Source organism: Variovorax paradoxus NBRC 15149 (genome assembly GCF_001591365.1).
Classification (GTDB): Bacteria; Pseudomonadota; Gammaproteobacteria; order Burkholderiales; family Burkholderiaceae_C; genus Variovorax; species Variovorax paradoxus.
Genome location: NZ_BCUT01000007.1, coordinates 1 through 19,124, shown reverse-complemented (window position 1 = coordinate 19,124; position 19,124 = coordinate 1). Strand labels below are relative to the sequence as shown.

At 67.7% G+C, this 19,124-nt stretch carries 16 protein-coding genes; 7 read left to right on the top strand and 9 right to left on the bottom strand.

Translation table 11 applies throughout. The annotated features are described in order from the left end of the window. Positions 1 to 17 precede the first annotated feature (17 nt). From tpiA to VPA02S_RS25675, 6 genes are all read right to left on the bottom strand, one after another. Positions 18 to 803 (bottom strand): triose-phosphate isomerase, encoded by a 786-nt coding sequence (gene tpiA / locus VPA02S_RS25700; RefSeq protein WP_018905851.1) that lies wholly within the window; start codon positions 801 to 803, stop codon positions 18 to 20. Beyond that, positions 797 to 1,795 carry an NAD(P)H-quinone oxidoreductase gene (locus VPA02S_RS25695; protein ID WP_012748610.1) on the bottom strand — a complete coding sequence of 333 codons (999 nt, stop codon included), beginning with the start codon at positions 1,793 to 1,795 and terminating at the stop codon, positions 797 to 799. Before VPA02S_RS25695 ends, tpiA begins: the two co-directional genes overlap by 7 nt. Before the next feature lie 93 nt (positions 1,796 to 1,888). Further along, positions 1,889 to 4,207: a polyribonucleotide nucleotidyltransferase gene (gene pnp, locus VPA02S_RS25690; RefSeq protein ID WP_062366432.1), complete on the bottom strand. Its 2,319-nt coding sequence runs from the start codon at positions 4,205 to 4,207 to the stop codon at positions 1,889 to 1,891. A gap of 216 nt (positions 4,208 to 4,423) precedes the next feature. Further along, positions 4,424 to 4,690, bottom strand: coding sequence for a 30S ribosomal protein S15 (gene rpsO / locus VPA02S_RS25685; protein ID WP_007837783.1), 267 nt, complete (start codon positions 4,688 to 4,690; stop codon positions 4,424 to 4,426). A gap of 233 nt (positions 4,691 to 4,923) precedes the next feature. Continuing rightward, positions 4,924 to 6,081 (bottom strand): pyridoxal phosphate-dependent aminotransferase, encoded by a 1,158-nt coding sequence (locus VPA02S_RS25680; protein WP_062366430.1) that lies wholly within the window; start codon positions 6,079 to 6,081, stop codon positions 4,924 to 4,926. 12 nt (positions 6,082 to 6,093) lie between these two features. Next, the gene (locus tag VPA02S_RS25675; RefSeq protein WP_018905847.1) at positions 6,094 to 7,374 is read right to left on the bottom strand and encodes a branched-chain amino acid ABC transporter substrate-binding protein; all 1,281 of its coding nucleotides are present in this window, start codon (positions 7,372 to 7,374) and stop codon (positions 6,094 to 6,096) included. A 121-nt stretch (positions 7,375 to 7,495) separates the two neighbouring features. Between VPA02S_RS25675 and VPA02S_RS25670 the strand changes: the two genes are divergently transcribed. Together VPA02S_RS25670 and VPA02S_RS25665 are read left to right on the top strand one after the other, a co-directional pair. Continuing rightward, positions 7,496 to 7,867, top strand: coding sequence for an Hsp20/alpha crystallin family protein (locus VPA02S_RS25670; protein ID WP_062366429.1), 372 nt, complete (start codon positions 7,496 to 7,498; stop codon positions 7,865 to 7,867). Between the two features lie 191 nt (positions 7,868 to 8,058). Beyond that, positions 8,059 to 8,814 carry an alpha/beta hydrolase-fold protein gene (locus tag VPA02S_RS25665; protein WP_018905845.1) on the top strand — a complete coding sequence of 252 codons (756 nt, stop codon included), beginning with the start codon at positions 8,059 to 8,061 and terminating at the stop codon, positions 8,812 to 8,814. On the opposite strand, the gene tsaD is transcribed toward VPA02S_RS25665, so the two are convergent. Beyond that, entirely contained in the window at positions 8,753 to 9,811 is a 1,059-nt protein-coding gene (gene tsaD / locus VPA02S_RS25660; protein WP_012748616.1) for a tRNA (adenosine(37)-N6)-threonylcarbamoyltransferase complex transferase subunit TsaD, read from the bottom strand. The two genes, VPA02S_RS25665 and tsaD, sit on opposite strands and share 62 nt — an antisense overlap. Before the next feature lie 77 nt (positions 9,812 to 9,888). On the opposite strand from tsaD, the gene VPA02S_RS25655 reads away from it, so the two are divergent. The 4 genes from VPA02S_RS25655 (at position 9,889) to VPA02S_RS25640 (ending at position 14,492) form a co-directional block, all read left to right on the top strand. Next, positions 9,889 to 11,169 (top strand): nitrate regulatory protein, encoded by a 1,281-nt coding sequence (locus VPA02S_RS25655; RefSeq protein ID WP_062366428.1) that lies wholly within the window; start codon positions 9,889 to 9,891, stop codon positions 11,167 to 11,169. A 347-nt stretch (positions 11,170 to 11,516) separates the two neighbouring features. Beyond that, positions 11,517 to 12,761, top strand: a complete 1,245-nt coding sequence (locus tag VPA02S_RS25650; RefSeq protein WP_012748618.1) for a CmpA/NrtA family ABC transporter substrate-binding protein — start codon at positions 11,517 to 11,519, stop codon at positions 12,759 to 12,761. Positions 12,762 to 12,774: 13 nt separating this feature from the next. Beyond that, on the top strand, positions 12,775 to 13,686 hold the full coding sequence (gene ntrB, locus VPA02S_RS25645) for a nitrate ABC transporter permease (RefSeq protein ID WP_081247633.1): 912 nt from the start codon (positions 12,775 to 12,777) through the stop codon (positions 13,684 to 13,686). Then, on the top strand, positions 13,683 to 14,492 hold the full coding sequence (locus VPA02S_RS25640; protein WP_012748620.1) for an ABC transporter ATP-binding protein: 810 nt from the start codon (positions 13,683 to 13,685) through the stop codon (positions 14,490 to 14,492). The genes ntrB and VPA02S_RS25640 overlap by 4 nt, the downstream gene beginning before the upstream one ends. A 25-nt stretch (positions 14,493 to 14,517) precedes the next feature. Here the strand turns inward: VPA02S_RS25640 and VPA02S_RS25635 are convergent, their stop codons facing one another. Next, a complete protein-coding gene (locus VPA02S_RS25635) occupies positions 14,518 to 15,819 on the bottom strand; it encodes an ANTAR domain-containing protein (protein WP_062366426.1) in 1,302 nt (433 codons plus the stop codon). A gap of 257 nt (positions 15,820 to 16,076) precedes the next feature. Here VPA02S_RS25635 and VPA02S_RS25630 point away from each other — a divergent pair, with 257 nt between their 5' ends. Continuing rightward, complete coding sequence (locus VPA02S_RS25630; RefSeq protein ID WP_062366425.1) at positions 16,077 to 17,345, top strand: MFS transporter; 1,269 nt, start codon at positions 16,077 to 16,079, stop codon at positions 17,343 to 17,345. A 17-nt stretch (positions 17,346 to 17,362) separates the two neighbouring features. Here the strand turns inward: VPA02S_RS25630 and VPA02S_RS25625 are convergent, their stop codons facing one another. Continuing rightward, positions 17,363 to 19,063 (bottom strand): bifunctional protein-serine/threonine kinase/phosphatase, encoded by a 1,701-nt coding sequence (locus VPA02S_RS25625; RefSeq protein ID WP_062366833.1) that lies wholly within the window; start codon positions 19,061 to 19,063, stop codon positions 17,363 to 17,365. Positions 19,064 to 19,124 lie beyond the last annotated feature (61 nt).

The following is a 19,124-nucleotide window of genomic DNA, read 5'->3' as shown; positions in this document are numbered from 1 at the left end:
TCGGCCACTGCCCGCGTTCAGCGGGAAGCGGCGGAAATGATCTGCAAAAAGTCGGGGGCCTTGAGCGACGCGCCGCCGATCAGGCCGCCGTCGATGTCGGGCTGCGCCAGGAGCTGCGCGGCGTTGGCCGCGTTCATGCTGCCGCCATAAAGAATGCAGATGCCGGCGGCGTGCTCGCTCGCGGCATGGTGCAGCTGTGCGCGCAGCACGGCATGCACCGCCTGCGCCTGTTCCGGCGTGGCCGTCTTGCCGGTGCCGATGGCCCAGACCGGCTCGTAGGCCACGACGATCTCGCTGATGCAATGGCCATTGACGTGGATCACCGCGGCCAGCTGGCGCTTGACGACTTCTTCGGTACGCCCTGCTTCGCGCTCGGCCAGCGTTTCGCCCACGCAGACGATCGGCGTGATGCCGTTCGCGAGCGCAGCCGCCGCCTTGGCCGCCACCGCCTCATCGGTCTCGCCATGGTATTGGCGGCGCTCCGAATGGCCGACGATGGCATAGCGCACGCCGAAATCCTTCAGCATGACGGCCGAATGCTCGCCCGTGAACGCACCCTGCGGATGCGCCGAGATGTCCTGTGCCCCCAGCGCCATGGCCGAGGAGCCCGCCAGCAGCGATTGCAGCTGCGCGAAATACGGGGCCGGCGCGCAAAGCGCGATGCCGCAGTTGGCCGGCGCCGCGGCCAGGCCCTGCTGCAGGGCCTTCACCAGCGCCTCGTTGGCAGCCAGGCTGCCGTTCATCTTCCAGTTGCCCGCGATCAGCTTCTTTTTCGTGGTCATCGTGTTGTTGTCCGTCACCATGTCAGCACGATCTTGCCGATGTGCTGGTTGGATTCCATCAGCGCATGCGCCTGCGCTGCCCCGCTGGGTTCGCCATCGGCCGCAAAGGTGCTGTGGATCACCGGCTTGACCGCGCCGCTTTCGAGCAGCGGCCAGACCTTCTCGCGCAGCGCCTTGGCAATGGCCCCCTTGAAGGCCACCGGCCGCGGACGCAGTGTGGAGCCGGTAATCACCAGCCGCTTGCGCAGCACCAGGCCCGCATTGAAGTCGCTCTTGACGCCGCCCTGCACCGCGATGATCACGAGCCGGCCGTCTTCGGCCATGCATTCGATCTCGCGCGCCACGTAGTCGCCCGCGACCATGTCCAGGACCACGTCCACGCCCTTGCCGCCGGTGAGCTTCTTCGCTTCTTCGGCGAAGTCGCTCGTGCGGTAGTTGATGGCGTGGTCGGCGCCCAGCTTTTTGCAGGCCTCGCACTTGTCGTCGCTGCCGGCCGTGGCGATCACGGTGGCACCCAGCGCCTTGGCGATCTGGATGGCCGTCACGCCGATGCCGCTGGTTCCGCCCTGGATCAGCAGGGTCTCGCCCTTTTGCAGGCGGCCGCGCTCGAACACGTTGCTCCAGACGGTGAAGAAGGTCTCGGGCAGCGAGGCGGCCTCGATGTCGCTCCAGCCCTTGGGCACCGGCAGGCATTGCGCCACGGGCGCCACGCACAGCTGGGCATAGCCTCCGCCCGCGATCAGCGCGCAGACGCGGTCGCCGACCTTGAACCCCGCCTCGGCCAGGGCCGCGGCGTCGCCCGACACGATCTCGCCGGCCACTTCGAGGCCCGGCAGGTCGGAGGCGCCCGGCGGAACCGGGTAGTGCCCCTTGCGCTGCAGCACGTCCGGACGGTTCACGCCGCTGGCCGCGACGCGGATCAGCAGTTCGCCCACGCCGGCCACCGGATCGGGGCGCTCCACGGCGCGCAGCACCTCGGGGGCGCCGTACGAAGTGATTTCAATGGCTTTCATGGTCTTTGGCCTGCAACGCCCGTTTCCGGGCGTAGTTAGCGAATACTGGAAAGCGGGACGGCAGCGGCATGTCTGCCGCCGCGCCCTGCCTTCTTACTCTTGCGAATCGCGCGGTGCGTACGGCTGCTCGCCGACGGGTGCCGGCTGCTGCTCGTTGCTGCGCGGCTGCTGTTGCTGCTCGCTGTTGAAACGCGGAGCGCGTTCGCCGCGATCGCCACCACGGTCGCCGCGGTCCGAACGCTCGCGGCGCTCGCCGCCACGGTCACCGCGGTCGCCACGGTCTTCGCGCGGCGGACGCTCGCTGTATTCCATACCGGCCGGACGCTCGGTCAGGGCCTTCATGGACAGCTTGACGCGGCCCTTTTCGTCGGTCTCGAGCACCTTGACCTTGACGATCTGGCCTTCGCTCAGGTAGTCGGTCACCTTCTCGACGCGCTCGTGCGCGATCTGGCTGATGTGCAGCAGGCCGTCCTTGCCGGGCAGCAGGTTGATGAGCGCGCCGAAGTCCAGGATCTTGGTGACCGGGCCTTCGTAGACCTTGCCGATTTCGACTTCGGCCGTGATCTGCTCGATGCGCTTCTTGGCGAACTCGGCCTTTTCAGGGTCGGTCGAGGCGATGGTGATGGTGCCGTCTTCGTCGATGTTGATCGTCGTGCCGGTTTCTTCCTGCAGGCCGCGGATGACCGCGCCACCCTTGCCGATCACGTCGCGGATCTTCTCGGGGTTGATCTTCAGCGTGGTCAGGCGCGGTGCGAACTGCGACACCTCGGTCTTGGCCTCGCCCATGGCTTCCTGCATCTTGCCGAGGATGTGCATGCGCGCTTCCTTGGCCTGGGCCAGTGCGACCTGCATGATTTCCTTGGTGATGCCCTGGATCTTGATGTCCATCTGCAGTGCGGTGATGCCGTTGGTCGTGCCGGCCACCTTGAAGTCCATGTCGCCCAGGTGATCTTCGTCGCCCAGGATGTCGGTCAGCACCGCAAAGCGGTTGTCTTCCTTGATGAGGCCCATGGCGATGCCGGCCACGTGGGCCTTCATCGGCACGCCGGCGTCCATCATCGAGAGGCAGCCGCCGCACACCGAGGCCATCGACGAGGAGCCGTTGGATTCGGTGATTTCAGACACCACGCGGATGGTATAGGGGAACTCTTCCTTGGTCGGCAGCACGGCGACGAGCGCGCGCTTGGCCAGGCGGCCGTGGCCGATTTCGCGGCGCTTGGTCGAGCCCATGCGGCCCACTTCGCCGGTGGCAAAGGGAGGCATGTTGTAGTGGAACAGGAAGCGGTCTTCGTACTCGCCGGCCAGCGCGTCGATGCGCTGCGCGTCGCGTTCGGTGCCGAGCGTGGTGACGACCAGGCCCTGCGTCTCGCCGCGCGTGAACAGCGCCGAGCCGTGGGTGCGCGGCAGCACGGAGTTGCGGATCTCGATGGGGCGCACGGTGCGCGTGTCGCGGCCGTCGATGCGCGGTTCGCCCGACAGGATCTGGCTGCGGACAATCTTCGATTCGATAGCGAACAGCAGGTCGTTGACCTTGCCGGCGTCGAAGGGCTCGCCGCTTTCCTTCAGCGTGTTCATCACGCTGGCATTGGCTTCGCGCAGGGCTTGCGTGCGGGCTTGCTTGCTGCGGATCTGGTAGACGGCGCGCAGCTTTTCCTCGGCCAGGCTCTTGACCTTGGCAACGAAGGCTTCGTCTTCGGCCGGCGCTTGCCAGTCCCACACCGGCTTGCCGGCGTCGCGCACGAGTTCATGGATCGCATTGATCGCGATGTTGGCCTGTTCATGGCCGAACACCACGCCGCCCAGCATGATTTCTTCGCTGAGTTGCCGTGCTTCGGACTCGACCATCAGCACGGCGGCTTCGGTGCCGGCCACCACGAGGTCCATCTGCGAATCCTTGCGGGCGGTCTGGCCCGGATTCAGCACGTACTGGCCGTTGATGTAGCCCACGCGGGCAGCACCGATCGGGCCGCTGAACGGAATGCCGGAGATCGACAGCGCGGCGCTCACGCCGATCATGGCGGCGATGTCGGCGTCGACTTCGGGGTTGAGCGACAGCGTGTGGATGACCACGTGCACTTCGTTCAGGAAGCCCTCGGGGAACAGCGGGCGGATCGGACGGTCGATCAGGCGGCTGGTCAGGGTTTCGTGTTCGCTGGGCTTGGCTTCGCGCTTGAAGAAGCTGCCGGGGATCTTGCCCGCGGCGTAGGTCTTCTCGATGTAGTCGACGGTCAGCGGGAAGAAGTCCTGGCCCGGCTTGGCGGTCTTGGAGGCGACCACGGTCGCGAGGATCACGGTGCCGTCGATGTCGACCACCACGGCGCCGCTGGCCTGGCGGGCGATTTCACCGGTTTCCATGACGACGGTCTTGTCGCCCCATTGGAAGGACTTGGTGACTTTATTGAAGAGGCTCATGTTTTGCTCCTGTTTTGAGAGCGGATGACCTGCATTGGGCGCAGGTTCCGCAGGGACGGAGGCTTCTCAGAACACGATGCCATTCCAGCGAAGCTCGGCGGGAACTTCATTGGAATGACACAGCTTCGCTCTGTTTTGGCACTCCGAAAGTGGATCGCGAAGTAAAAAACGCCTGAGCTAGCGGACTAACCCAGGCGTTTTTTCATGCGATTCGATTTACTTGCGCAGACCCAGCTTGGCGATCAGCGCGGTGTAGCGGTCGGCATCCTTGGACTTGAGGTAGTCCAGGAGCTTGCGGCGGCGGCTCACCATGCGCAGCAGGCCGCGACGGCCGTGGTGGTCCTTGGCGTGCGTCTTGAAGTGGGGGGTGAGCTCGTTGATACGGGCGGTCAGCAGTGCGACTTGCACTTCGGGGCTGCCAGTGTCGTTGGCGGCGCGGGCGTTGTCCTTGACGACTTCGGCCTTGATGGAGGCTGCGATCATGTTGATTTCCTTGTTCCGGGATGTTTGACTTGCGGTGAGCGCTGGAACTGCCCTCACCGTGCGCCTTGCGGCATGCAAAGCCATTCATTATAGCTCGCCCCCAGGCTCCGCGCACTTCGTGTCGCTCCTCCCTCCCCCTACCGGGGGCGATGCCTGCGGCCCGGCGGAGCCGGTTCCGCGGCATCTCTGGAACGGGCGGCTCGCCTGCGGCCTCGCCCCCCCCTGGTGCCCTTCTACTGTTTGGATAGCCAGGTTTTGAGGCGCTCCACACCTTGGACCAGCCGCTGCGGGTCCTTGGAGGCGAAGCACCAGCGCAGCCAGCCCTGGGCTTCGGGGGCGAAGGCATTGCCGGGGGCCAGGCCGAGGCCGGCTTCGACGACCAGGCGCTTGGCGAGGTCGAGGGAGTCGCCGAAGCCTTCGAGGCGAAAGAAGGCGTACATGCCGCCCTTGGCGGGGGCTACCTGCCCGCCGGGCAGCGCGGCCAGCAGGGGCACCAGGGTGTCGCGGCACTGCTTCAGGTGGGCCACCACGCGGGGTGTGATCTCCGCGGTGTGCTCGATGGCGGCAACGGCGGCGCGCTGGGTGAAGACGCTGGCGCAGGAGGTGTTGAACTCGATCAGCTTGCCGATGCCGTCGACCAGCGCGGGCGGAAGCACGAGCCAGCCGAGGCGCCAGCCGGTCATGAGGAAGCTCTTGGAGAAGCTGTGCGTCACCACCAGCCGGTCGTCGGGCCTGGAAATGTCGAGGAAGCTCGGCGCGCAGCCGTTCAGGGTGGGCTCGAAGTACAGCCGCTCGTACACCTCGTCGGCCAGGATCCAGGTGCCGGTCTCGCGGCAGTGGTCGAGCACGGCCTGCTGCTCTTCGCGCGTCATGGTCCAGCCGGTCGGATTGTTGGGCGCGTTGACGATCAGCAGCCTGGTCTTTGGCGTGACGGCCTTGCGCAGCGCGGCCAGGTCGAGCGTCCATTGGCCATCGGCGGGCACCAGCGGCACCGTGCGCACCTGGGCGCCGAGGATCGCGGGCTGCGCCGTGAGGTTGGGCCACACCGGCGTGACCGCGACCACTTCGTCGCCCGCATCGACCAGCGCCTGGACCGCGAGCATCAGCGCGCTGACGCCGCCGGACGTGACCGCGATGCGCGACGCATCGACCGCGGGATGCAGCGCGCTGGTGTAGCGCGCGATGGCCTCGCGCAATTCGGGCAGGCCGAGGTTGTGCGCATAGAAGGTCTCGCCGCGCTGCAGCGAGTCGATGGCGGCCTGGCGGATCACCTCGGGCGTGACCTCGTCGCTTTCGCCAAACCAGAAGGCGAGCACGTCGTCGCGGCCGAGTCCGGCATTGGCAACCTCGCGGATCTTGGAGGCTTCGAGGTTGTGGATGGCTTCACGCATGTCTTTTGTTTCCTAGATTCGTTTCATCTTGCAGGTGGTCGGCAGTTCGGCGCGTTCGGGGGCGATGGTCTTGACCACGCGAAAGCCGTAGCCCGACCCCTCGACATCGAACTGCACGCCCGGGCTGCCCTGCTTGTCCATCACGCCGACCACCAGCTGCTGCTGGAACTGGTGGTCCGCCGCGCGCATGCGGCCGCGCTGTCCGTAGAGGCTCACGTCGGCCTGCTCGAGCGCGCGCGCCACGGCCACCGCGTCGACACTGCCCGCGCGTGCAACCGCTTGCGCGAGCGACTCGATGAGCAATTGCATGCGCATGTGCACGTAGTCGTCGGCAGGCTTGGGAAAGCGCGTGCGGAAGGCGCGGTAGAAGGCCTCGGACTGCGCGCTCTGCACGTTGGGCAGCCAGTCGGCCACCGCGATCACGCGGCCGATGCCGGCGTCGCCGATGGCTGCCGGCGCGCCGAGTGCGTTGCCGTAGAAGGTATAGAAGCTGCCGTTGAAGCCGGCCTCGCGTGCGGCCTTCACGAGCAGCGTGAGGTCGTTGCCCCAGTTGCCGGTGAACACGGCCTGCGCGCCGCTCGCGATGATCTTGCTGGCATAGGGCGCGAAGTCCTTCACCTTGCCCATCGGATGGAGCTCTTCCCCGACGATCTCGATGTCGGGCCGCTGCAGGCCGAGCTGGCGCTTCGATTCGCGCAGCACTGCCTGGCCGAAGCTGTAGTCCTGCCCGATCAGGTAGGCGCGCTTGATGGCCGCATCGTCCTTCACCACTTGCATGAGCGCGGCCACGCGCATGTCGGCGTGCGCGTCGAAGCGGAAGTGCCAGAAGCTGCAGCGCTCGTTGGTCAGCGCCGGATCGACCGCCGCGTAGTTGAGGAAGATCACGCGCCGCGCGGGGTCGCGCTCGTTGTTCTTCTCGATGGCATCGACCAGCGCCGCGGCGGTGGCCGACGAGTTGCCCTGCAGCACGATGCGCGCGCCGTCGTCGATGGCCGCGCGCAGCGCCGACAGCGCTTCTTCGTTCTGCCCCTTGCTGTCGTAGCGGTCGAGCTGCAGCGGCCGTGCGCCGCCGGGCAGCTTGATGCCGCCGCGCGCATTCACGCGCTCCACGGCCCACAGCAGGTTGCGGAACACCGCCTCGCCGGTGTTGGCGAACGGCCCGCTCATGCTTTCGATCAGCGCGAGGCGGATCGGCGCGGGCGCTGCCTGCGCCTGCGCTGCGAAGGGCGCCGCGCATAGCGCCAGCGCCGCAAATTTCAAGGCCTTGCGACGCCAAATAAAGGGAGGATTCATTGTCTTGAAACGAGTGCGGCTGTGCCTAGATGAGGTGTCAAGCGGCACTCAGATTGAATGGCCGCGCAGTGTAAGGGACACACATTTCTTGTCCCCATTGTGTTCATTCAGGAGTTCTCACATGTTTTTCGCACCCACCCTTCGCACCGCCCGCTTTGCACCCCGTTCGTACGACCGCGCCTTCGAGCGCTTCGTCAACGAGGCCTTTGCCGGCACGCGCACCTCGCCGCTCGTCGAGCAGGACGACAAGAGCTGGACGCTTTCCGTCGACGTGCCGGGCCTCTCGCGCGAAGACCTCGCCATCGGCATCGAAGGCGCCGTGGTCCGCATCGACAGCAAGGCAGAAGCCAAGCGCCAGTTCAAGGCAGCCTACGAATTGCCGCTGGACATCGACGTGTCCTCGAGCGAAGCCAAGCTCGAGAACGGCGTGCTCACGCTGAAGCTGGGCAAGCGGGTGCCGGTCAGCCAGGTTTCGCAGCTGCCGATCAACTGAGCCTGCAAAGCCCACAAGAGGAAAGTGTCGTTATCTATTGTTTTTGACTTTGAAGACGCTCCCTAATCACAATACGACAGCGAATAACGTCACATCATGTGACGTTTTCACATTTTCCTTTCTTCGTGGGCGTTTCGACAGACGCACCGAATCCATGACGGTGCGGATTCGGGTGCCCCTCAAGGCACGCCATGATCACGCACCTCAAGTCAGCCAAAGACGATGAACGGTCCGATACGCTCCTGGTCTTCCTTCCGGGCGCCTACCTGAAACCTGACGAGTTCGAGCGCGAGGGCTTCATCAGCGCCGTGCGCGAGCGCCATCTGGCGGCCGACTCGCTGCTGGTGGATGCCGATGTTTCCTACTACTACGACCAGACGCTCAGCGAGCGGCTGCATGCGGACGTCATCGAGCCGCAGCGCGCCAAGGGCTACAAGTCGATCTGGCTGGTCGGGATCTCCATTGGCGGCTTTGGCGCGCTGATCCATGAGCTGTCGCGGCCGGGCTCGGTCGACGGCATCGTCGCGCTGGCGCCCTACCTGGGGCGCCGCGTGCTGGGTGCCGAGATCCTCAAGGCCGGCGGCCTGCGCACCTGGCAGGCGCCGGCCGGCCCCCTGCCCGACGAGGAAGTCGACCGCAAGCTGTGGCCCTGGTTCCAGCAGTACCTGGAGCCGCAGAAATCCCAAAGCCTGCCCCAGCTCTACCTTGGCTTCGGCCTCAGCGACCGCTTTGCCAGCAACCACAAGCTGCTGGCGGACGCCCTGCCCGAAGGCCGCGTCTTCACCACCGAGGGCGGCCACGACTGGCCGCAATGGCGCCAGCTCTGGCGCAATGTGCTCGATGTGCTGCCGCTGCCATCGCTCGGCCGCTCGCGCGGGTCGTCGGCTACGCGGCCACCGGCGCCGCGGATGACGCCATCAGCGAAGCCATGGGCCATCGCGGCTTGACGTCGAAGGCATAGCGCTCGCTCGCCTCTGCCAAACCCGACTGCAGCCGCATGGCGGCCGCCATGGCAATCATCGCGCCGTTGTCGGTGCACAGGTGCAGTTCCGGATAGTGCACGCGCACGCCGCGCTTGGCGCAGGCGGCATTCAACTGTTCCCGCAGGCTCCGGTTCGCGCCCACCCCGCCGGCCACGACCAGCCGCTTGAGGCCCGTCTGCCCGAGCGCTGCCAGCGATTTCTTCAGCAGCACCTCGACGATGGCCGCTTGCGTGGACGCGGCCAGGTCGGCCTTGTTCGCTTCGAGCTCGGCGCCGAGCTTCTTGGCCTGCGTCAGCACGGCCGTCTTCAGGCCGGCGAATGAAAAATCGAGGTCGCCGCTGTGCAGCAGCGGCCGCGGCAGCTTGAACGCCGCAGGGTTGCCCGCCTCCGCCAGCTTGGCCAGCCAGGGGCCGCCCGGATACGGCAGGCCCATGAGCTTGGCGCTCTTGTCGAAGGCCTCGCCGGCCGCATCGTCGATGGTTTCGCCCAGGAGCTCGTAGCGGCCCACGCCGTCGACCCGCATCAGCTGGGTATGGCCGCCCGACACGAGCAGCGCCACAAAGGGAAATTCCGGCGGATCGGCACTCAGGAACGGCGACAGCAGATGCCCTTCGAGGTGATGCACCCCGAGCACCGGCTTGCCGAGCGCCGCGCCCAGCGCGCAGGCCACGCCCGCGCCCACCAGCAAGGCCCCGGCCAGGCCGGGCCCCCGCGTGTAGGCGACCACGTCGATCTCGGCCAGCGAGCGGCCCGCCTCGGCCATCACGGCTTCGGTCAGCGGCAGCACGCGGCGGATGTGGTCGCGGCTGGCCAGCTCGGGCACCACACCGCCATAGGCCTGGTGCATGGCGATCTGGCTGTGCAGCGCATGCGAGCGCAGCTGCGGCAGCGCGCTGCCATGCGTTTCCACCAGCGCCACGCCGGTTTCGTCGCAGGATGATTCGATTCCCAGGAGAAGCATGCCCGGGAGTGTAGGCGGCGAGGAATGCCCGTGCGGCACGGATGTTGCAGCAAGCTCTTTGCTTCCCCTCCCCCACCATGAAATCCGGACTGAGTTTTCTGATCGCCGCCAGAAAGTGCGAAATCGACGAGCTGGACCAGCTCGCGCGCACCAGCGAGCTGGTCGGCCTGATCGCGCGGCTGGTCCATGCGCTGCAGCGGGAGCGCGGCATGTCCAACGTGTTCCTCGCCTCGCGCGGCGGCCGCTTCGCCGAGCAGCGCGATCCGCAGATCGCCGAATGCCTGGCGCTCGAGCAGGAGGTGCGTGCCGGATTCGACCAGCTCGAGACCGAAGCGCACCCCGGCGCCACCGCCGGCAACAGCGCCCGCCTCTTCAGCCGCATTGCCTGGGTGCTTCCGGGGCTGGACGGCCTGCCCGCCCTGCGCCGGCGCATCGGCGCGCTCGAGCTGACGCCCGCGCAGGCCACCGCCGCGTTCGCGAAGCTCGTTGCCGGGTTGCTGGCGGTGGTATTCGAGGCGGCCGACGGCGCCACCGATCCCGAGATCTCGCGCCTGCTGGTGGCGATGTTCAACTTCATGCAGGGCAAGGAATTTGCCGGCCAGGAGCGTGCCTTCGGCGCCGCCTCGCTGGCGTTGGGCCGCGGCGACGAGGCGCAGCGCCAGCAATGGCTGCACCTCATCGAACTGCAGGAGCGCTGCTTCCAGGTCTTCACCGACTTTTCGAGCAGCGGCGTGCTGGCGCTCTGGCACCACAGCCAGTCCGAGGCCGTCATGGCCGAGATCGAGCGCCAGCGCCGCATGAGCGTGAGCTCCGCGCAGGCGGCTTCGGCGGCTGCGCCCGACCCCCGGCTGAGCCAGGCCTGGTTCGACTGGTGCACGCGCCGCATCGACGCCATGAAGACCGTCGAGGACCGGCTGGCCGCCGACCTGCGCGAGCTCTGCGCCCGCAAGACCGCGCAGGCACGCAGCGAGCTGCAGCGCTACCAGCAGGTGCTCGGCAACCTGGCGCCAGAGCCCGAGGGCGCGGTGTTCTTCGACGACGCCGACACCCGGGCCACCGAGCCCGCGCAGTACGGCCGCCACCTGGAGCGCTCAGTGCTCGACATGGTCCAGGAGCAGTCGCGCCGGCTGCAGGCCATGGGCGACGAGCTCGAAACCGTGCGCGCTTCCCTCAACGAGCGCAAGCTGGTCGAGCGCGCCAAGGGTCTGCTGATGGCGCACCGCCGCATGAGCGAGAACGAGGCGCACAAGATGCTGCTGCAGACGGCCATGAACCAGAAGCGCCGCCTGGTCGACGTGGCCGAGTCGATGCTCGCCATGGCCGACTACCTGCCGCTCGATGCAGCGCCCCGGCGCTGAGCGCCGCCCCAAAAAGCGTTCGGATTGGTGCAGCGCACAACAAGCGTGCATGCCTGCGGATTTCCGCCCGGCAGACCTTGCGCATGCGCCGGCAACCGCTCTCCTGCTGCCGATTCGATAGCAACCGGCAGCCGCAAAAGCTGGCACACAGCTTGCTGAAGTAGTCCATGGACCTTCGGGTCCCAGGCAGGCGGCACCCAACGGCGGGTGTTGCCCACCGCGATCGGACAAAGGCGTCCCCCATCCCGCAAGGGCTCGTTTTCGAGCAGCCCCTGCGCGGTGCGGGACGCCTTTTTGTTTTTTGCCTTCCTTTGTTTGTTTGTTGTTCTTCAACCGGAGCCCGCCACATGACCGACCCGCTGAAAACCCGCCTCAGCCGCCGCCGCGTACTGCAAGCCGCCGCCATCGGCGCCGTGGGAGTCAATCCCGCGCTGCGCGCCGCCGTCTGGGCCCAGGGCTCCGACAAGCCCGAGAAGGAAGAAGTGAAGATCGGCTTCATCCCGCTGACCGATTGCGCCAGCGTGGTGATGGCCTCGGTGCTGGGCATCGACAAGAAGTACGGCGTGAAGATCGTGCCCAGCAAGGAAGCCAGCTGGGCCGGCGTGCGCGACAAGCTCTCCAACGGCGACCTGGACATGGCGCACGTGCTCTACGGCCTGGTCTACGGCATGCACCTGGGCCTGAGCGGCCCCAAGAAGGACATGGCCGTGCTCATGACCCTCAACAACAACGGCCAGGCGATCACGCTGTCGAAGAAGCTCGCGGACAAGGGCGCGGTGGACGCGGCCTCGCTCGCCAAGCTGATCGCGAGCGAAAAGCGCGAATACACCTTCGCACAGACCTTTCCCACGGGCACGCATGCGATGTGGCTCTACTACTGGCTTGCATCGGCCGGCATCGACCCGTTCAAGGACGTCAAGAACATCACGGTGCCGCCTCCGCAGATGGTGGCCAACATGCGCGTGGGCAACATGGACGGCTACTGCGTGGGCGAGCCCTGGGGCCAGCGCGCGATCATGGACGGCATCGGCGTGACGGCCATCACGACGCAGGACATCTGGAAGGACCACCCCGAGAAGGTGCTCGGCACCACGGGCGACTTCGTCAAGAAGTACCCCAACACCGCGCGCGCCGTCACCGCGGCCATCATCGAGGCCGGCAAATGGATCGACACCGGCCTGCAGAACAAGAACAAGATGGCCGAGACCATCGCCGACAAGAGCTACGTCAACACCAGCGTGGATGCGATCAACCAGCGCATCCTCGGGCGCTACGTCAACGGCATGGGCAAGAGCTGGGACGACCCCAACCACATGAAGTTCTACAACGGCGGCGCCGTGAGCTTTCCCTACCTGTCGGACGGCATGTGGTTCCTCACGCAGCACAAGCGCTGGGGCCTGCTCAAGGAGCATCCGGACTACCTGAAGGTGGCCACCGAGATCAACCGCATCGACATCTACAAGCAGGCCGCCGCCGCCACGCAGACGCCGGTGCCCAAGGACACGATGCGCAGCAGCAAGCTGTTCGACGGCACCGTGTGGGACGGCAAGGATCCGAAGAAGTACGCCGAGTCTTTCAAGCTGCATGCCTGAGGAGGAACACATCATGGTCAGCGCTGTATTTCATTCGCCGATGGACGCATCTCTCCCTCTCCCGCGTGCGGGAGAGGGTCGGGGTGAGGGTGTGGTCCGCGCCGAGGCGGCCCCTCACCCCAAAAAGCAACGCCCCCCCCTCGACCTGCGCGCCTTCTGGATGCGCGTGCTGCCGCCGCTCGCGGGCTTCGGCCTGCTGGTGCTGATCTGGGAGCTGGTGGCCATGAAGAGCACCACCGGCTTTCCGTCGCCGCTCGCGACCTGGCAGCAGGCGCTCACGGTGTTCAGCGACCCGTTCTACAGCAAGGGGCCGAACGACCAGGGGGTGGGCTGGAACGTGCTCTCGTCGCTGCAGCGCGTGGCGCTGGGCTTCGGGCTGGCGGCGGCGGTCGGCATTCCGGCGGGCTTTGCGATCGGGCGCTTCGAGTTTCTTTCGCGCATGCTCAATCCGCTCATCAGCCTGCTGCGCCCGGTGTCGCCGCTCGCCTGGCTGCCGATCGGCCTCTTGGTGTTCAAGGGCGCCAACCCGGCGGCCATCTGGACCATCTTCATCTGCTCGATCTGGCCGATGGTGATCAACACCGCGGTTGGCGTGCAGCGCGTGCCGAGCGATTACATGAACGTGGCCAAGGTGCTGAACCTGTCGGAGTGGAAGATCTTCACGAAGATCCTGTTCCCGGCCGTGCTGCCCTACATGCTGACCGGCGTGCGGCTGGCCGTGGGCACCGCCTGGCTCGTGATCGTCGCGGCCGAGATGCTGACCGGGGGCGTGGGCATCGGCTTCTGGGTGTGGGACGAGTGGAACAACCTCAACGTCGCCAACATCATCATCGCGATCTTCGTGATCGGCATCGTCGGGCTGGTGCTGGAGTTCGCGCTCATCAAGCTCGCCACTGCATTCACGTTCGAAGAGGTGAAGTCATGAATGATGATTCCAAGTACATCGAGATCCACAACGTCGAGCAGCGCTTCAAGACGGCCAAGGGCAGCTTCCTTGCGCTGCAGGGCGTCAACCTGAACGTGGCCAAGGGCGAGTTCGTCACGCTGATCGGCCACTCGGGCTGCGGCAAGTCGACGCTGCTGAACCTCATCGCCGGCCTGACCACGCCGACGCAGGGCGTGCTGCTGTGCGCGAACAGGGAAATCAAGGGCCCCGGCCCCGAGCGCGCGGTGGTCTTTCAGAACCACTCGCTGCTGCCCTGGCTCACCTGCTTCGAGAACGTGTACCTGGCCGTCGAGCGCGTCTTTGCGGCCACCGAAGGCAAGGCGCAGCTGCGCGCGCGCACCGACGCGGCGCTTGCGATGGTCGGCCTCTCGGCGGCTGCGCAGAAGCGCCCGGGTGAAATCTCCGGCGGCATGAAGCAGCGCGTGGGCATTGCGCGCGCGCTGTCGATGGAACCCAAGGTGCTGCTGATGGACGAGCCCTTCGGCGCCCTCGACGCACTCACGCGCGCCAAGCTGCAGGACGAGCTGCTCGCGATCGTGCAGAAGACGCAGAGCACTGTCGTGATGGTCACGCACGACGTCGACGAGGCGGTGCTGCTCTCCGACCGCATCGTGATGCTCACCAACGGCCCGGCCGCCACCATCGGCGAGGTGCTGAAGGTCGACATCGCGCGTCCGCGCAACCGCGTCGAGCTGGCCGAAGACCCGGCCTATGTTCATGCCCGCAAGGCCGTGATCGATTTCCTCTACACGCGCCAGGCGCACGTGGAGAAAGTCGCAGCCTGATCCCACGGGCGCGGCGCGACCGGAGTCAGGACATGATGACCTGCAGGCTGTGCTCGTACCAACCCGTAAGGCGCTCGAAGGTGTCCACCAGGGCTTCGCTCGAACGCACCAGCGTCGCGCGGCCTTCGGGGCTGTCCAGCGCCTGCACGCCGCCGACCAGGCGCAGCCATTCGTCGCGCGCGGCCGCCAGCGCGGCGCGGATCTCGGGTGAGCTGAGGGGCGCGCGCTCCAGCTCCAGCAGCGCGGCCTCGAACTCGTTCATGGTCGGCAGCAGCCGCTCGCGCGACGCCTCGGCCGCAATGATCGATGCGAGCAATGCATCCTTCGCGAGGCGCTGCGCGCGCATGCGCTGGCGACCGCAGATGTTGACGATGCGCAGCGCACGCCGCGCGCCCGAGGCCTCCAGCGCTTCGGTCATGGCCTCGGCCGCCGACAGCAAGGCCTCGCCGCGCGCATCGATCTCGGCCAGCCCCTGCTGCGCGGGACGCGCGGCCAGCGAGGTGGCGAGCGCGCTCCAGGCGGCCTGCACTTCGCCCAGCGCGAGCACGCCGGCCGCGCCCAGCTCGAGGGTGCCCAGATGATCGAGGTTCTGCTGCACCCGCTCGGTCGACTGCGTGCGCAGGACCCGTGCGCGCTGCACGTCGATGCCCGACAGCAGCTGCGCCGCCACGCGCACCAGCCGCTGCGAGAGCATGCGCAGCTGCCCGGCGCGGTTGATCGCATCGGCCCACTGCGCGGCCTCGATGACCGAGCGCGACACCTCGCCCAGCCGAAGGTTGGCATGCATCGCGGCGCCGCGCAGCAGGCCGAAGGCTTCGTCTTCGCCGATGCCGCGCGCCGACATCAGCAGGCCCTTGGCGCGATCGACCCACTTGCGCTCGTCCATGCGCGTGCGCAGCGCGTCGAGCTCGGTGCGCAGCGCGGCCTCGCGCTGCCAGCGGGCCTGCGCGCGGGCGAGCAGTGCCGCGAGCGACACGGCGTCCAGCGCATCGATGGGCGCCCATGCATGCACGCCGAGCGCGGCCAGCGCCTCGTGCTGTTCTCCGCTCAGCGGCGCACTCGCCAGGCTCAGCGCGCAAGGCGGCGCACCACCCCAGGCCTGCAATGCATCGACCAGCGCCGGCAGCTGATCCGCCGGCTCCGGCAGATGGACCAGGGCCTGTTGCGGTGCAAGCGCACTCGCCTGCTGCACCAGCGTGTGGCAGGTGGCCCTTCCGAGCACGGTGGCATTCGCCCCCTCGAGCGCCAGCCGCAACGGCTCCGGCAGCTCCGGCAACGGCGCGGAGCCGGCGAATTCATTGGGCAGGACGGCGAGAAGGGAAATCATGGCGAGGTGATGCAGAGCAGTGCAAGCATAGGCCAGGCCCGCGCGCTTTCGCAGGCACGCCTCTTGCGTGGAACAGGGTGCGGTGTAACGAAGCACCGCTTTGGTGAGGCTGCAGGCTCCTGCATCCGTCCTGGCACTGCACGTGCCGGGAAGCACCCCCACGCCGGCAGCGTCCGCCGCCGGCATCCCGCCCCAACCCCGTCCGTCGACACGGCTCCTGCAAGGCCGCGCCGCGGCATTTCGCACGATTGAACGCCATGTCCAGCTTCAAGACCTTTCTGCATTCCGGCCACGGGCCGACGCTGTTTGCGTCCTTCCTGTACTTCTCGTTCTCGTGCTGCATCTGGGTGCTCAACGGCGCGATGGCGCCCTTCATCGGCGAGACCTTCGACCTCTCGCCCGCGCAGAAGGGCCTGATGCTGTCGGTGCCGATCATCGCGGGCGCGCTGATGCGCTTTCCGCTCGGCATCCTGTCGCAGTACATCGGCCGCAAGAACGCGACGTTGGTCGAGATGGGCCTGATCGCCGTGGCGATGCTGTTCGGCTTCTTCTTCGTGAAGAGCTTCAACGACCTGCTCGCCATGGGCGTGCTGCTGGGCATTGCGGGCGCGAGCTTCGGCGTGGCGCTGTCGCTGGGCTCGGGCTGGTTCCCGCCGCAGCACAAGGGCTTGGCAATGGGCCTGGTGGGCGCCGGCAACGTGGGCACGGCGGTGTCGGTGCTGGTGGCGCCGCCGCTCGCGCAGTGGCTGGGCTGGCAGGCGGTGTACGGCGTGGCGGCCGGCGCGATCCTCGTGCCGATGATCGTGATGATCGTGTTCGCCAAGGAGCCGCCCGATGTCGACAGCCATGCGAGCTTCCGCGCGCACATTGCCTGCCTGTTCGAGAAGGACGGCTGGGTGTTCAGCCTGATCTACGGCGTGACCTTCGGCGGCTTCATCGGGCTCACCACCTTCCTGCCTTCCTACTACTACGACCAGTTCGGCGTGAGCAAGGTGCAGGCCGGGCAGCTCACGATGCTGGCCGCCTTCATGGGCGCGGCGGTGCGCATCGTCGGCGGCTGGATCTCCGACCGCTGGGGCGGCGTCAACACGCTGACCGTGGTGCTGCTGGTGGTGGCCGTCGGGCTGGTGCTGGTGGGCATCTCGTCGGGCTCGCTCGCGCTCACCACGCTGCTGCTGATCCTGTGCTTTGCCGCGCTGGGCGCAGGCAACGGCGCGCTGTTCCAACTGGTGCCGCTGCGCTGGCCCACGAGCACCGCGGTGGCCGGCTCGATGATCGGCGAGATCGGCGCACTGGGCGGCGGGCTGGTGCCCAACGCCATGGGCCTGTCGAAGCAGTACCTGGGCAGCTATGTCTGGGGCTTTGTGTTCTTCGGTGCGCTGTCGCTCGTGATGCTGGGCGTCATGCGCGTGATGCAGATCCGATGGACGCGCACCTGGGCGGAGAAAGGCGGCCGCGCGCGCACCTCGCCCCACACGGCCGACGCCAAGTACGTGCCCCCGGCGAGGAAGACGGCGCGGCCATGACCTTCCTCCGCCCGCCCTCAACGTGGCAAGAAGAGCAGCCACACCACGAGCAGTGCGTTGAACAGCAGCGACACGGCCAGCGCGATCTTGTAGAGCGCGGCCGGGTCGCGGCGGATCAGCGGCGTGGCGGCGGGCGCGCTCACGGGGCGGGAAGCGCCGCGCTCCAGTGCGAGCAGCATTTCCTCGGCGGTTTCGAAGCGCTCGCGCGGATCGCGCGCGACGGCCTTGCGCACCAGATGGTCGAGCCACACGGGCACATCGGGCCGCAGGCGCGAGAGCGCGGCCGGATCGCGGCGGTAGCGCGCCACCTGGTAGGGCTCGATCTCGCCATAGGGCAGATGGCCGCCGAGCCACTGGTACAGCGTGACGCCGAGCGCGAACAGGTCGCTCGCGGTGTCGGCTTCGGCGCCCTCCCACTGCTCGGGGTTGATGTAGCTCGGCGTGCCGGCATGCAGCTCCCGCTGGGCCGCGCCTTCGCGGCCCGACAGCGCCACGCCCAGGTCGAGGATGCGCCAGCGGCCGTCGTCGCCCAGGTGCAGGTTGCCGGGCTTGATGTCGCGGTGCACCACGCCGTGGCGGTGCAGCCGGCCCAGGGCCTTGGTCACTTCGATGGCCGCGGCAACCACCTCGGCCACCGCGCCGCGCGCGCCGGACTTGCGCATCTGCTCCAGCGTGCGCCCGCCGTGCCAGTCGAACACGATGTAGAGCGCGCTCGCGTTCTCGGCGCGTTCGTGCACGCGCACGAATCCGCTGTTGCCCACGCGTTGGCCCAGCCAGGCTTCGTGTGCGAGCATCGCGCGCTCCTGCGGGTCGCTGGCGCGCGAGGGATGCAGCGTCTTGAGCGCCACCAGTTCGCGCGTGGCCGCATTGCGCGCCTGGTACAGCAGGTGCACGCCGGTGTCGGCCACCAGCGCGGTGACGACATAGCCGTCGAGCGCGTCGCCCACCTTCAGGAAGGGCGGCGGTGCCAGGCGGCGGCCGTCGCCGAGCTCGTCGTCCAGCTGCCGCACATCGAGGCCGACGACGCGGATGACCAGTGCGGTCGCGTTGTCGCGCGTGCCTGCGTCCAGCGCCGCCTGCACCAGCGCTTCGCTCGCCTCCTCGGCACTGCCCTGCAGGGCGAGCGCGGCCAGGCGCTGCGGCTTGAGCACGCCGTGCACGCCGTCGGTGCTGAGCAAGAAGCAGTCGCCCACGCGCACGTCGCCCTGCGCATAGTCGACGCGCACCTGGTCGTCCAGGCCGATGGCGCGCGTCAGGCGGCTGCGCATGTCGGGATGCTCGAAGGCGTGGTCCTGTGTCAGCGGCATGGCCGGCTCGCCGCCGGCGCGCACGCGCCAGGCGCGCGTGTCGCCCACGTGCGCGAGCGTGTAGCTCTGGCCGTGCAGCACCAGCGCCGTCAGCGTGGTGAGCGCGGTGGCGCTGCCCTGCCGCCGCCGGTTGTGGTCGGCGAGCCAGGCGTTCTGCGCGGCAACCAGGCGGTCGAGCGCGGCGGTCGGCTCCCACGTGTCGGGCGTCGCGAAGTAGTCGGCCAGGAGGCCCATGACGGTGGTCTGCGCCGCCTCCAGGCCGCGCCCGCCTGTGGACACGCCATCGGCAATGGCCGCGATGAGCCCGCGCGACTCGTCGCCAGGCGGCGCGTTCACGGCGCCCGCGAAGTCTTCGTTCACGTCGCGCGGTCCGCGCTGGCTGCTGTAGCCGATGTCCACTTCAAAGCTCATGGCGCCATTCTCCACATGCTTTCCGCGCGCGCCGTGCGCTTCCTTTGCTTGATTCGTTGAA